The organism is Pseudomonas sp. ASL4 (assembly GCF_056680395.1).
The window spans coordinates 1,374,594-1,388,345 of sequence record NZ_CM155280.1 but is presented as its reverse complement, the minus strand read 5'-3'; the positions used below and the strand labels follow the sequence as shown (position 1 = coordinate 1,388,345).

Below are 13,752 nucleotides of genomic sequence, written 5' to 3'. Positions count from 1 at the left end.
CGATGTCTGGTTTACTACCCGGTACTTGGCCTAGACTGAATCCCATCAGCTACGCCCCGCGTCCCGCTTCGTTTTTAAGGCCTCTTGCATGTCCGATCCTCGTTATCAGGTCAACGTCAGCGTCGTCACTCGCTATCTGGCAGAACAATCGCAACCCGAGCACGAACGCTTTGCCTTCGCCTACACCATCACTGTGCAGAACAATGGCGAGCTCGCGGCCAAGCTGCTGTCGCGGCACTGGGTCATTACCGATGGCGACGGGCATGTCGAAGAAGTTCGCGGTGCAGGCGTTGTAGGCCAGCAGCCGTTGATCGGTCCGGGCAACAGCCACACTTACAGCAGCGGCACCGTCATGACCTCCAAGGTCGGCACCATGCAAGGCACCTACCAGATGCTCGCCGACGACGGTAAGCACTTCGATGCCGTGATCGCGCCGTTCCGCCTCGCGGTGCCCGGAGCCCTGCACTGATGGCAACGTACGCCGTCGGTGACCTGCAAGGCTGCCTCGAACCGCTGCAATGCCTGCTCAAGCAAGTAGCCTTCGACCCTGCCAAGGACCGTCTGTGGCTGGTGGGTGACCTGGTCAACCGTGGCCCGCAGTCACTGGAAACCTTGCGTTTCCTCTATAGCATCCGCGATTCCTTGGTGTGCGTACTCGGCAACCATGATCTGCACTTGCTGGCCGCCGGGCATAACATCGAACGTCTGAAGAAAAATGACACCCTGCGCGAGATCCTTGAAGCACCTGACCGGGCGGAACTGCTCGAGTGGCTGCGCCAGCAAAAACTCATGCACTACGACGAGCAGCGCGACATCGCCCTGGTCCATGCCGGCATACCACCACAATGGTCGCTGCGCAAAGCCCTGAAGTGCGCTGCCGAAGTCGAATCCGCCCTGCGTGACGACAACCTCTTCGCTCCCTATCTGGATGGCATGTACGGCAACGAGCCAACCAAGTGGAACAGTGACCTCACCGGCGTTGATCGCCTGCGAGTCATCACCAACTATTTCACCCGCATGCGCTTCTGCACCAGCGAAGGCAAGCTCGACCTCAAGGGCAAGGAAGGCGCCGACACCGCGCCGCCAGGTTACGCGCCGTGGTTCAAGTACAAGGAGCGCAAGACCAAAGGCCTGAAGATCATCTTTGGTCATTGGGCCGCCCTTGAAGGCAAGTGCGATGAACCCGGCATCTTTGCCCTCGACACCGGTTGCGTCTGGGGCGGCGCCATGACCCTGATGAACGTCGATACCCTGGAGCGCCTGAGCTGCAAATGCGACGAGCAGGGCCACACCAAACCGCCAGTCGCCTCCCCTATTCCCGAACAAACGTCAGCCAGCGCCCAGCGCTAGACTGCGCTTTCAGCCGAGCCACAGGAGCCCGCCATGAGCGAATTCAAACGTATCCCCCCAGAACAGGCCCAGGCCCTGCGCGAACAAGGCGCAGTGGTGGTCGATGTCCGCGATCCGGCAACGTTTGCCGCGCTGCATATCAGTGGTTCGAAGCATCTGGACAACGTTTCCATCTCGGATTTCATCCGCGCCGCCGACCTTGATGCACCGACCGTGGTGGTCTGCTATCACGGCAATTCCAGCCAGAGCGCAGCGGCGTACCTGATTAGCCAAGGCTTCTCCGACGTCTACAGCATGGATGGCGGTTTCGAGTTGTGGCGCACGACTTATCCAGCGGAAACCGCACAAGGCACCGCCGAATAATTTTTTTGTAACGCGCAAGCCCCGGCCCCCGTGGGCTCGCGCAGTGGCAGACGAACGGTCTGCCACAACTAATTACGTATCTCGCCTTTACCTCCCGAATTCCCAACTATCCTTAAGCGCAGGCCATCCAAAACAGGGGAGAGCCGGTACACCGGCGCGCGGGTCATCGGGAGTAGCTTTCGGGGCAGTCAGCTGCGAAAGAGTTCTGGGGGGTAAACAGCAACTGCCTGTTCGGTTGCTGCCAGCAGCGACTGAGTGATCCGGCGTCGGCTCCACGTATCGAGCGAGGTGACGTCATGAGTATCTTTAGCCACTTCCAACAACGCTTCGAGTCCACACGCCAGGAAGAACTCTCGCTGCAAGAGTATCTTGAGCTGTGCAAAAAGGACCGCAGCGCCTACGCCTCCGCCGCCGAGCGTCTGCTGCTGGCCATCGGTGAACCGGAGCTGCTCGACACCTCGGCTAACTCGAGACTGTCGCGAATCTTTTCCAACAAGGTGATTCGCCGCTATCCGGCCTTTGAAGACTTCCACGGGATGGAAGAATGCATTGACCAGATCGTGTCGTATTTCCGCCATGCCGCTCAGGGCCTCGAGGAGAAGAAACAGATCCTCTACCTGCTCGGCCCCGTCGGTGGCGGTAAATCGTCCCTCGCCGAGAAGCTCAAACAGCTGATCGAGAAAGTGCCCTTCTACGCCATCAAGGGCTCACCGGTATTCGAGTCGCCCCTGGGTCTGTTCAACGCCACTGAAGATGGCGCGATCCTCGAGGAAGACTTCGGCATCCCGCGCCGCTACCTCAATACCATCATGTCGCCATGGGCCACCAAGCGCCTGGCCGAATTTGGCGGCGACATCAGCCAGTTCCGCGTGGTGAAACTCTATCCGTCGATCCTCAACCAGATCGCCGTGGCCAAAACCGAACCGGGTGATGAAAACAACCAGGACATCTCGGCGCTGGTGGGCAAGGTCGATATCCGCAAACTGGAAGAATTCCCACAGAACGACGCCGACGCTTACAGCTACTCGGGCGCGCTGTGCCGGGCCAACCAGGGCCTGATGGAATTCGTCGAAATGTTCAAGGCGCCGATCAAGGTGCTGCACCCATTGCTGACGGCGACCCAGGAAGGCAACTACAACAGTACCGAAGGCCTGGGCGCGATTCCGTTCACCGGGATCCTGCTGGCTCACTCCAACGAATCGGAGTGGCACACCTTCCGCAACAACAAGAACAACGAAGCGTTCATCGACCGGATCTACATCGTCAAAGTCCCGTACTGCCTACGGGTCAGCGACGAAGTGAAGATCTACGACAAACTGCTGTTCAACAGTTCGCTGGCCAAGGCCCATTGCGCGCCCGACACCCTGAAAATGCTCGCCCAGTTCACCGTGCTCTCGCGCCTCAAAGAGCCGGAAAACTCGAACATCTACTCCAAGATGCGCGTGTATGACGGCGAGAACCTCAAGGACACCGACCCGAAAGCCAAGTCGATCCAGGAATACCGCGACAATGCGGGTGTCGATGAAGGCATGAACGGCCTGTCGACCCGGTTCGCGTTCAAGATCCTGTCGAAAGTCTTCAACTTCGATCCGCACGAAATCGCCGCCAACCCGGTGCACCTGCTCTACGTGCTGGAACAACAGATCGAACAGGAACAATTCCAGGCCGAAACCCGCGAGCGTTACCTGCGGTTCCTGAAAGAATACCTGGCACCGCGCTACATCGAGTTCATCGGCAAGGAGATCCAGACCGCCTACCTCGAGTCTTACAGCGAGTACGGGCAGAACATCTTCGATCGTTACGTGCTGTACGCCGACTTCTGGATCCAGGACCAGGAATACCGCGACCCGGAAACCGGCGAGATCCTCAATCGCGTAGCGCTCAACGAAGAACTGGAAAAAATCGAAAAACCGGCCGGCATCAGCAATCCGAAGGATTTCCGCAACGAAATCGTCAACTTCGTACTGCGCGCCCGGGCCAACAACAACGGCAAGAACCCGACCTGGCTCAGCTACGAAAAACTGCGAGTGGTCATCGAGAAGAAAATGTTCTCCAACACCGAGGACCTGCTGCCGGTCATCAGCTTCAATGCCAAGGCCAGCAAAGAGGACCAGCAGAAGCACAACGACTTCGTCACAAGGATGGTCGAGCGCGGCTACACCGACAAACAGGTACGACTGCTGTCCGAGTGGTACCTGCGGGTCAGAAAATCACAGTAACCCGCTGCCGGTAAGACCGGTTGTCGTCAGCCAGAGGCCTGTGTGCGCATTTTCTGTTACACAGACCTCTGAAGGTGTTCGAAAGTCGCTAGCGAGGTTCAGGCAGCATCCAAAGCGCTTGGGGGAGCGTGAACATCCCTTGGCACCGGTCCGATGCTGCATAACCGCTCGCCCCTTTCAGGACAGCTTCTAAGGAGCAGTCATGAGCTATGTGATCGACCGACGTCTCAATGGCAAGAACAAGAGCACGGTGAACCGCCAGCGGTTCCTGCGGCGTTACCGTGATCACATCAAAAAGGCCGTCGAAGAGGCGGTCAGCCGGCGTTCCATTACCGATATGGAACATGGCGAACAGATCAGCATTCCCGGTCGCGACATCGACGAACCGGTGCTTCACCATGGTCGCGGTGGCAAGCAGACCGTCGTACACCCCGGCAACAAGGAATTCACCAGCGGCGAGCACATTGCCCGACCACCTGGAGGTAGCGGTGGCAGAGGCCCCGGCAAGGCCGGCAATTCGGGTGAAGGGATGGATGAGTTCGTCTTCCAGATCACCCAGGAGGAGTTCCTCGAATTCATGTTCGAGGACCTCGAGCTGCCGAACCTGGTCAAGCGCAACCTGACCGGGACCGACACCTTCAAAACCGTTCGTGCGGGCATCAGCAACGAGGGCAATCCGTCGCGGATAAACATTGTCCGCACCCTGCGCTCGGCCCATGCCCGGCGTATCGCCCTGTCCGGCAGCAGCCGGGCAAAATTGCGCGAAGCCAAAGAGGAGTTGCTGCGACTCAAACGGGAAGAACCGGACAACTTTGGCGACATCCAGGAAATCGAAGCCGAAATCGAGAAACTCAGCGCGCGCATTCACCGGGTGCCGTTCCTCGATACGTTCGACCTCAAGTACAACTTGCTCATCAAGCAGCCGAACCCCAGCTCTAAAGCGGTGATGTTCTGCCTGATGGACGTCTCCGGCTCGATGACCCAAGCGACCAAGGACATCGCCAAGCGCTTCTTCATCCTGCTGTACCTGTTTCTCAAGCGTAACTACGACAAGATCGACGTCGTGTTCATCCGCCACCACACCAGTGCGCGGGAAGTGGACGAAGAAGAGTTTTTCTATTCCCGGGAAACCGGCGGCACGATCGTCTCCAGCGCCCTGAAATTGATGCAGGAGATCATGGCCGAGCGTTATCCGAGCAACGAGTGGAACATCTATGCCGCCCAGGCTTCCGACGGCGACAACTGGAACGATGACTCACCGATCTGCCGCGACATCCTGATCAATCAGATCATGCCGTTTGTGCAGTACTACACTTATGTTGAGATAACCCCTCGCGAACACCAGGCCCTGTGGTTCGAGTACGAACGCATCGCCGAAGCCTTCTCTGACACGTTTGCCCAACAGCAACTGGTCTCGGCCGGGGATATCTATCCGGTCTTCCGTGAACTCTTCCAGCGCAGGTTAGTGACATGACCGCCAAAGAGCAGAAGCGCCACCCCATTTCCACCGGCTCCGAATGGACGTTCGAGCTGATCCAGGCGTACGACAAAGAAATCAGTCGTCTGGCGGCTCGCTATGCCCTGGATACCTACCCTAACCAGATCGAAGTGATCACCGCCGAGCAGATGATGGACGCCTACGCCTCCGTCGGCATGCCGCTGGGTTATCACCATTGGTCCTACGGCAAACACTTCCTCAGCACCGAGAAATCCTACAGCCGCGGCCAGATGGGGCTGGCCTACGAGATCGTGATCAACTCCGACCCGTGCATTGCCTATCTGATGGAAGAAAACACCATCTGCATGCAGGCGCTGGTGGTGGCTCACGCCTGCTACGGCCATAACAGTTTCTTCAAGGGTAATTACCTGTTCCGCACCTGGACTGACGCCAGTTCGATCATCGATTACCTAGTGTTCGCCAAGCAGTACATCATGCAATGCGAGGAGCGCCATGGCATCGACGCGGTGGAAGACCTGCTCGATTCCTGCCACGCCTTGATGAACTACGGCGTTGACCGTTACAAACGTCCGTATCCGATTTCTGCCGAAGAAGAACGGCGTCGCCAGAAGGATCGTGAAGAGCATCTGCAGAAACAGATCAACGACTTGTGGCGCACCATTCCAAAAGGTGCCGACAAGTACAGCGACAAGGACAACGCACGCTTCCCCGCCGAACCCCAGGAAAACATCCTGTACTTCATCGAAAAGCACGCGCCGCTGCTGGAGCCCTGGCAACGGGAAATCGTGCGGATCGTGCGCAAGATCGCCCAGTATTTTTATCCACAGCGCCAGACCCAGGTGATGAACGAAGGCTGGGCGACTTTCTGGCACTACACCTTGATGAACGACCTTTACGACGAAGGCCTGGTCACCGACGGCTTCATGATGGAGTTCCTGACGTCCCATACCAGCGTGGTGATGCAACCCGGTTTTGACAGCCCCTATTACAGCGGCATCAACCCCTATGCGCTGGGTTTTGCCATGTACCGGGACATCCGGCGCATGTGTGAACACCCGACCGAAGAAGACTATCGCTGGTTCCCGGACATCGCCGGCACCGATTGGCTGTCGAGCATCAAGTTCGCCATGAGCAGCTTCAAGGATGAGAGTTTCATCCTGCAGTACCTGTCACCCCAGGTGATACGTGATCTGAAGCTGTTCAGCATTCTCGATGACGACCAGAAGGACGATCTGCTGGTCCCCGCCATTCACGATGAGCCCGGCTACCGGACCATTCGAGAAACCCTGGCGGCCCAATACAACCTTGGCAATCGCGAGCCCAATATCCAGATCTACAGCATCGACCGGCGCGGCGATCGCTCCCTGACCCTGCGCCACCAGCAACATGACCGCAAACCGCTGGGCGAGTCCACCGACGAAGTGCTCAGGCACCTGCATCGGCTCTGGGGCTTCGATATCCACCTGGAAACCCTGCAAGGCGACCAAGTGATGAAAGTCCTTCATGTTCCACCCAAAGGCGAGCACAGCGAGGGGGAATACGGCCGGCTCGACCTGGCTGTCATTCATCTTTGATACGGTTTGTGCCTCCGCGAGTTCGACGCAACGGTTATTCTGTCGAGCTAACGGAGGTTTTTTATGCAGATTTATAAAGTCGGCGGTGCAGTTCGCGATCGCCTGCTCGGCAAGCCTGTCACCGATATCGACTGGGTCGTGGTAGGTGCCACCACCGAAGAAATGCTCGCCAAGGGCTTTCGCCCGGTAGGCGCGGACTTCCCGGTGTTCCTTCACCCAAAAACCGGTGAGGAATACGCCCTCGCCCGGACCGAACGCAAAAGCGGGCGCGGCTATGGTGGTTTCACCTTCCACGCCAGCCCCGAAGTCACCCTCGAAGAAGACCTGATTCGTCGCGACCTGACAATCAACGCCATGGCCGAAGATGATCAGCAAAACCTGACCGATCCTTACGATGGCCAACGGGATCTTGAAGCCCGTCTTCTTCGCCACGTTTCCCCCGCGTTTGCCGAAGATCCGCTCCGAGTCCTGCGCGTTGCCCGCTTCGCGGCTCGCTATGCTGCAATGGGTTTCAGCGTCGCACCGCAGACGCTTGAACTGATGCGCGAGCTCAGCGATTCAGGTGAGCTTGAAGCGCTGACCGCAGAACGCAGCTGGAAAGAAATCTCCCGCGCCTTGATGGAAGATCAGCCTCAGGTATTTATCGAAGTGCTGCGCGCGTGCGATGCACTGAAGGTGCTGATGCCGGAAGTCGACGCGCTGTTCGGCGTACCGCAACCGGAAGCCCATCACCCGGAAATCGATACAGGCGTGCACACCTTGAGCGTGCTGGAGCAATCGGCGCTGCACAAACAGCCACTGACAGTACGCTGGGCTTGCCTGCTGCATGATTTGGGCAAAGGACTGACGCCCGAGGCAGATTGGCCGCGGCATATTGCCCACGAGCACACGGGCCTGAAGTTGATCAAAGCGGTCAACGAGCGGTTTAAGGCACCAAGGGACTGTCAGGAATTGGCGTTGTTGGTGGGTCAGTATCACACCCACGGGCATCGAGCTTTGGAGCTCAAGCCGTCGACTTTGCTGGAGCTGCTGCAGAGTTTTGACGTGTACCGTCGTCCGCAACGATTTGAGGAGTTTATTGCAGCGTGCGAGATGGACGCCCGCGGGCGCAAAGGCCTGGAGCAGAGAAGTTATCCACAGGCGGATTATTTGCGCGGGGCGGCTTCAGCGGCACGGGGTGTCGCGGTGCAGCCGTTGCTGGAGAAGGGATTCAAGGGGCCGGAGTTGGGTGAGGCTATCAAGCGTGAGCGGCTCAAGGCGTTGAAAACCTACAAGGAAGCGGCGTCTACCTGAACAGCATCGCGAGCTTGCTCGCGATGGCGTCCTCCGACTTACAACAAATCCGAAGGGGTCAACGGCTCGCCGCGCCACTCAAACGCCACCGGCGCCAACACCTGATCAATCTGCGCTTCGCCCCACAATGCCGCAAAGCTTTTGCCTACACCCGGATGCACTCTGTCCGGCGCTATCAGCGACAACGGCCACAGCACGAAGGCATTTTTCAGAATTTCTGCCCGAGGCAAGATCAAGCCATCGAAGTTACCCACCAGATCGCCGAACAACAACACGTCGATATCCAGCGGCAAACCCTTGCGATCCGGCGCGTAGCGACCGTTGTCCGCCTCGATGAATTTCAGTCGGCGATCCAGCTCCATCAACGGCAGGTCGGTGTACGCCGACACCACGAAGTTGAAGAACGGCCCGCTCTTGATCCCCACCGGTTGGCTTTCGAAGACCGCCGAACAGCGGATATCCACCAGAAAACCTGAAAGGGCTTCCAGGCCAGCCTGCAAATGGGTTTCGCGCTCGATATTGCTACCGAGCCCGAGGTACACCTGAGTCAGCGACATCCGCGCTCGATCTCCACGCCCACACCACCAGTGGCCGCCGGCACAGCGCCCGGCTTGGTCAGTTTGAGGCGCATCCAGGTGATCTTGAATTCGCTCATCAGCACTTCAACCAGACGCTCGGCGAAAGTCTCGACCAATTGGAACTGTGCCTGCTCGGCAAACGCCTGAATTCGCGACGAGACACTCGCGTAGTCGAGCGCCAGGGTCAGGTCGTCACCGGCCGCTGCCGGGCGGTTGTCCCAGGCGAAGCTCAGATCAAGTCGCAGGCATTGTCGGATGCCGCGCTCCCAGTCGTAGGCACCAATGACAGTGTCGACTTCCAGGCCCTCGATAAACACTCTGTCCAAGCACTTCTCTCCGCTGCACGACAAGGGCGCAATGCGCCGTTAGAATCAGGGCGTCCTCGCCCGGAATAGTTAGCATGTTTTGGTTATTGGCGACCTTCGCCTACCTGCTCGGCTCTCTGTCCTTCGCCATTTTGCTCAGCCGCCTGACCGGTAACACCGATCCGCGAATGGGTGGCTCGGGCAATGCCGGAGCCACCAACATGTTGCGCCTGGCCGGCAAGAAACTCGCCGTTCTAACGTTACTCGGTGACCTGTGCAAAGGCTTGCTGCCTGTGCTGATCGCCGGCGTTGTCGGCCTTTCGCTGCAAGATCAAGCCTGGATCGGTGTTTGTGCCGTCATCGGCCACCTGTTCCCGCTGTACTTCCGCTTTCGCGGCGGCAAGGGTGTCGCCACCGCGGCCGGCATGTTGCTGGGCCTCTACCCGCCCGCAGCCCTGCTGGCAGTCTGTGCCTGGCTGCTGACGTTCTACCTGACCCGCACCAGCTCACTGGCGGCACTGATCGCCACACCGCTGACCCTGCCATTGCTCGCCTGGCAAGAGCCGGCGGCACTGCTGCCCATGAGCGCACTCACCGGCCTGATCGTCTGGCGCCATCGCGGCAATCTACGCGACCTGTTTGCCGGGCGCGAACGGCATTTTTAAATACCGGACGTGAACCCCGCTCATCACAACGCCGACAATTGCTCCATCGGCCAGCGCGCCTGCACGCTGATCGCCAGGCTTTCGTGCTGACCAGCCTGCAAACGCTGGCAGCCGGCAAACGCAATCATCGCGCCGTTATCGGTGCAAAACTCGGGACGGGCGTAAAACACGTCGCCCTTCATGTCGCCGAGCATTTTTTCCAGTGAAGTACGCAGTGCCTTGTTGGCACTGACGCCCCCAGCGATCACCAGACGCTTCATGCCCGCCGCTTTCAGGGCCCGCTTGCACTTGATGGTCAAAGTCTCCACCACGGCTTGCTGGAACGCCAGCGAGATGTCGCAACGGGCTTGCTCGCCGTCGTCCCCGGCGCTGACGCATTGCTGCCAGGTGTTAAGGGCTGAGGTTTTCAAGCCGCTGAAGCTGAATGCCAGGCCCGGGCGATCACACATCGGACGCGGGAAAGTGAAACGTCCTGCAACCCCCTGTTCCGCCAGACGGGCGATTTCCGGGCCACCCGGATAATTGAGACCCATCATCTTCGCGGTCTTGTCGAACGCTTCACCGGCGGCATCGTCGAGGGTCTCGCCCAACAACGTGTATTGGCCGATTCCGTCGACCTGAACCAGCTGCGTATGACCACCCGACACCAACAAAGCGACGAACGGGAATTCGGGCGGTTGCGGCTCCAGCATCGGCGCCAGCAAATGGCCTTCCATGTGGTGCACGCCCAAGGCCGGAATCCCCCAGGCAAAGGCCAGCGCCTGGGCGCAGGAAGCCCCCACCAACAGCGCACCGACCAGGCCAGGACCCGCGGTATAAGCGATCGCATCGATCTCGGTCGGCACGCAGTCGGCTTCGGCCAAGACCTGACGGATCAAGGGCAGCATGCGTTTGACGTGATCACGCGAGGCCAGCTCCGGCACCACACCGCCATAGGCGCGATGCAGGTCGATCTGGCTAAACAGCGCGTCGGCCAGCAGGCCGCGTTCACTGTCATATAATGCGACACCAGTTTCGTCGCAGGAGGTTTCTAATCCCAGTACTAGCATGGGTTTGCGCCTTGTTTAGGCTGAATTCGAAGGCGCGCATAATAGTCGCCATGGGATGCCCCGACTAGCGGTTTTCGATCAGAGGCTTTGCATTCCGGTCGATGAGGAGTTAACATCCGCAACCCTTAAAAACCGACGTCTTCAAGTGCTCTTTTGCCGCGAGGATGTTGACCCCGGTAATGAATGAAGGTAGCTCTGGATGCCAGCCGTCAAAGTAAAAGAGAACGAACCCTTCGACGTAGCTCTGCGTCGTTTCAAGCGCTCCTGCGAAAAAGCCGGTGTACTGGCTGAAGTTCGTAGCCGCGAATTCTACGAGAAGCCAACTTCTGAGCGTAAGCGTAAAGCAGCAGCCGCTGTTAAGCGTCACGCCAAGAAAGTACAGCGCGAACAGCGCCGCGCCGTTCGTCTGTACTAATACACAGACGTTCGTAGCAAGCTTCTGCCAAGCCCGGCCCTCAGCCGGGCTAATGGCATTTGCGGGAATCGCTTGATGCTTCACCGTCAAAGCCGCAGACGCGACCGAGACAAACCTGCTTCACAGCGTCAGACCTGGCTCTTTTGCCAGCGGTGCACGTCTTTTCTGACGAGCCTTTCAAGGCTACTGACGAGCACACCCACTGATTCCTCTTACGACGATCAGCCCAAGGCACCTGCTTGCGTGCCCGCTTATGAGCTATCCGAGGCCATCGACTGGCCGCAGCGGATTCAGCGCAACACTTTCATATAGTCGAATACTGATCGGTACTAACGTCAGTGGATTTTCGGCAGATACACTTCCCGACAGCGATTACGCAGACGACACTGGTCGAGCCGCATACCTTGCGCGCCTCAAGTAATGACCCGCGTTCGCCAGCCCTTCGTTTTGGGTCCATTTCAGCGCAGATGACGAGACCGCCATGGCCGGGCTAATTCCCCAGAGCTTCATTGACGACCTTCTGAACCGCACCGACATCGTCGATGTGGTGAGCTCGCGCCTGCAAATGAAAAAGGCCGGCAAGAACTACACCGCCTGCTGCCCGTTCCACAAAGAGAAAACCCCCTCCTTCAGCGTCAGCCCCGACAAGCAGTTCTATTACTGCTTCGGCTGCGGCGCTGGCGGTAACGCCCTCGGCTTCATGATGGACCACGACAACCTGGACTTCATCCAGGCTGTCGAAGAACTGGCCAAAGCCGCCGGCATGGAAATACCCCGCGAAGAAAGCGGCCGGCCGCACAAACCGCGGCAGCCGACTGACTCGCCGCTGTACCCGCTGCTCACCGCCGCCGCCGACTTTTACCGGCAAGCGCTGAAAAGCCATCCATCGCGCAAAGCCGCCGTGGATTATTTGAAGGGTCGCGGCCTGACCGGAGAAATAGCCCGGGACTTCGGCCTCGGCTTCGCCCCGCCCGGCTGGGACAATCTGTTCAAGCACTTGAGCAGCGACACCCTGCAACAGAAAGCCATGGTCGACGCCGGCCTGCTGATCGAGAACGCCGAAACCGGCAAACGCTATGACCGCTTCCGCGATCGCGTGATGTTCCCGATTCGTGACAGTCGCGGACGCATCATTGCGTTCGGCGGCCGAGTACTGGGTGACGACAAGCCGAAGTACCTGAACTCACCGGAAACCCCGGTATTCCATAAAGGCCAAGAGCTTTACGGCCTCTATGAAGCGCGCAAGAACAACCGCAATCTCGACGAAATCATCGTTGTCGAAGGCTACATGGACGTCATCGCTCTCGCCCAGCAAGGCTTACGCAATGCCGTCGCGACCCTGGGCACCGCCACCAGCGAAGAGCACTTGAAGCGACTGTTTCGCGTCGTGCCCAACGTGCTGTTCTGTTTCGACGGCGACCAGGCTGGCCGCAAAGCCGCCTGGCGAGCACTGGAAGCAGCGCTGCCGTGCCTGCAGGACGGGCGACGGGCACGCTTCCTGTTTCTGCCTGAAGGTGAAGACCCGGATACGCTGGTCCGCTCCGAGGGCACCGACGCTTTCCGCGCACGAATCAATCAACACGCCCAACCGCTGGCCGACTATTTCTTTCAGCAACTGACCGAGGAATCGGACCCGCGCTCGCTCGAAGGCAAGGCCCACATGGCCACCCTCGCTGCACCGCTGATCGAAAAAGTCCCGGGCGCCAACCTGCGCATCCTGATGCGTCAGCGACTGACCGAAATCACCGGCCTGACTGGCGAAGCCATGAGTCAGCTGGTGCACAGCGCCCCTCAGGAAGCGCCGCCAGCCTACGATCCAGGCATCGATTACGACGCCATGCCGGATTACAGCGACTACCATCAGCCGCAGGCACAAGAGATGTACGTTCCGCAGCAGGAATGGACACCGAAGAAACCCGGTGCCGGCGGCAAGAAGTGGGACAAGAAACCCTGGGACAAGAATGGCAAGCGTGGCGGCGATCGTGACCAACAAAGTGCCCCGCGCACCCCGATTGCCGTCGAAGCCCCAACACTGATTGCATTGCGCACGCTGATTCATCATCCGCAACTGGCCGGCAAGGTAGAAACCGCCAACCATTTCGCCAATGAAAGCAACACGTATGCACAGTTGCTGGTGGCCCTTATCGAGGCCTTGCAGAAAAATCCTAAGCTAAACTCTATCCAGCTAATGGCCCGCTGGCATGGCACCGATCAAGGGCGCCTGCTCAAAGCATTAGCGGAAAAGGAGTGGCTAATTGACGGCGATAACCTTGAACAACAGTTTTTAGACACCATTACTAGGTTATCAGCGGGTCAACACACAGATACTTTGGAAGCACTTATCAAAAAAGCAAGGCAGCCGGGATTGACCCCAGAGGAAGCAATTCAGATCGCAAATCAGATGCGCGACCTATTAAAACGCAATGTGGCTATATCAAACCCGACCTCAACTGGCGCGTGAGGTCATAGCTCAGGTATAATC

The 13,752-nt window shown here is 58.6% G+C and carries 13 protein-coding genes; 10 read left to right on the top strand and 3 right to left on the bottom strand.

Annotated features, from left to right (window positions below):
- The first annotated feature begins 88 nt into the window (after positions 1 to 88).
- The 7 genes from apaG (at position 89) to AC1MEW_RS06120 (ending at position 8,258) form a co-directional block, all read left to right on the top strand.
- Positions 89 to 469 (top strand): Co2+/Mg2+ efflux protein ApaG, encoded by a 381-nt coding sequence (gene apaG, locus AC1MEW_RS06150; protein WP_201189707.1) that lies wholly within the window; start codon positions 89 to 91, stop codon positions 467 to 469.
- Positions 469 to 1,350, top strand: a complete 882-nt coding sequence (locus AC1MEW_RS06145) for a symmetrical bis(5'-nucleosyl)-tetraphosphatase (RefSeq protein ID WP_480425703.1) — start codon at positions 469 to 471, stop codon at positions 1,348 to 1,350. Before apaG ends, AC1MEW_RS06145 begins: the two co-directional genes overlap by 1 nt.
- Positions 1,351 to 1,383: 33 nt before the next feature.
- Positions 1,384 to 1,713 (top strand): thiosulfate sulfurtransferase GlpE, encoded by a 330-nt coding sequence (gene glpE / locus AC1MEW_RS06140; protein ID WP_323570272.1) that lies wholly within the window; start codon positions 1,384 to 1,386, stop codon positions 1,711 to 1,713.
- 296 nt (positions 1,714 to 2,009) lie between these two features.
- Complete coding sequence (locus AC1MEW_RS06135; protein WP_201198261.1) at positions 2,010 to 3,932, top strand: PrkA family serine protein kinase; 1,923 nt, start codon at positions 2,010 to 2,012, stop codon at positions 3,930 to 3,932.
- Positions 3,933 to 4,134: 202 nt separating this feature from the next.
- Positions 4,135 to 5,406 carry a YeaH/YhbH family protein gene (locus tag AC1MEW_RS06130; RefSeq protein ID WP_480425701.1) on the top strand — a complete coding sequence of 424 codons (1,272 nt, stop codon included), beginning with the start codon at positions 4,135 to 4,137 and terminating at the stop codon, positions 5,404 to 5,406.
- Complete coding sequence (locus AC1MEW_RS06125) at positions 5,403 to 6,965, top strand: SpoVR family protein (RefSeq protein WP_201198263.1); 1,563 nt, start codon at positions 5,403 to 5,405, stop codon at positions 6,963 to 6,965. Before AC1MEW_RS06130 ends, AC1MEW_RS06125 begins: the two co-directional genes overlap by 4 nt.
- 63 nt (positions 6,966 to 7,028) lie before the next feature.
- Complete coding sequence (locus AC1MEW_RS06120) at positions 7,029 to 8,258, top strand: multifunctional CCA addition/repair protein (protein WP_322269810.1); 1,230 nt, start codon at positions 7,029 to 7,031, stop codon at positions 8,256 to 8,258.
- Between the two features lie 38 nt (positions 8,259 to 8,296).
- On the opposite strand, the gene folK is transcribed toward AC1MEW_RS06120, so the two are convergent.
- Both folK and folB read right to left on the bottom strand, forming a co-directional pair.
- Positions 8,297 to 8,815, bottom strand: a complete 519-nt coding sequence (gene folK / locus AC1MEW_RS06115) for a 2-amino-4-hydroxy-6-hydroxymethyldihydropteridine diphosphokinase (protein ID WP_201198265.1) — start codon at positions 8,813 to 8,815, stop codon at positions 8,297 to 8,299.
- Positions 8,806 to 9,162, bottom strand: a complete 357-nt coding sequence (gene folB, locus AC1MEW_RS06110; RefSeq protein WP_008051601.1) for a dihydroneopterin aldolase — start codon at positions 9,160 to 9,162, stop codon at positions 8,806 to 8,808. Before folB ends, folK begins: the two co-directional genes overlap by 10 nt.
- Before the next feature lie 74 nt (positions 9,163 to 9,236).
- Here folB and plsY point away from each other — a divergent pair, with 74 nt between their 5' ends.
- Positions 9,237 to 9,806 (top strand): glycerol-3-phosphate 1-O-acyltransferase PlsY, encoded by a 570-nt coding sequence (plsY, locus tag AC1MEW_RS06105; RefSeq protein ID WP_480425697.1) that lies wholly within the window; start codon positions 9,237 to 9,239, stop codon positions 9,804 to 9,806.
- Between the two features lie 23 nt (positions 9,807 to 9,829).
- Here plsY and tsaD read toward each other — a convergent pair whose 3' ends face one another.
- Positions 9,830 to 10,855, bottom strand: coding sequence for a tRNA (adenosine(37)-N6)-threonylcarbamoyltransferase complex transferase subunit TsaD (gene tsaD, locus AC1MEW_RS06100; protein WP_201198267.1), 1,026 nt, complete (start codon positions 10,853 to 10,855; stop codon positions 9,830 to 9,832).
- Positions 10,856 to 11,054: 199 nt separating this feature from the next.
- Here tsaD and rpsU point away from each other — a divergent pair, with 199 nt between their 5' ends.
- Together rpsU and dnaG are read left to right on the top strand one after the other, a co-directional pair.
- Entirely contained in the window at positions 11,055 to 11,270 is a 216-nt protein-coding gene (rpsU, locus tag AC1MEW_RS06095) for a 30S ribosomal protein S21 (protein ID WP_002551877.1), read from the top strand.
- A 481-nt stretch (positions 11,271 to 11,751) separates the two neighbouring features.
- Entirely contained in the window at positions 11,752 to 13,731 is a 1,980-nt protein-coding gene (gene dnaG, locus AC1MEW_RS06090) for a DNA primase (RefSeq protein ID WP_201198268.1), read from the top strand.
- Positions 13,732 to 13,752 lie beyond the last annotated feature (21 nt).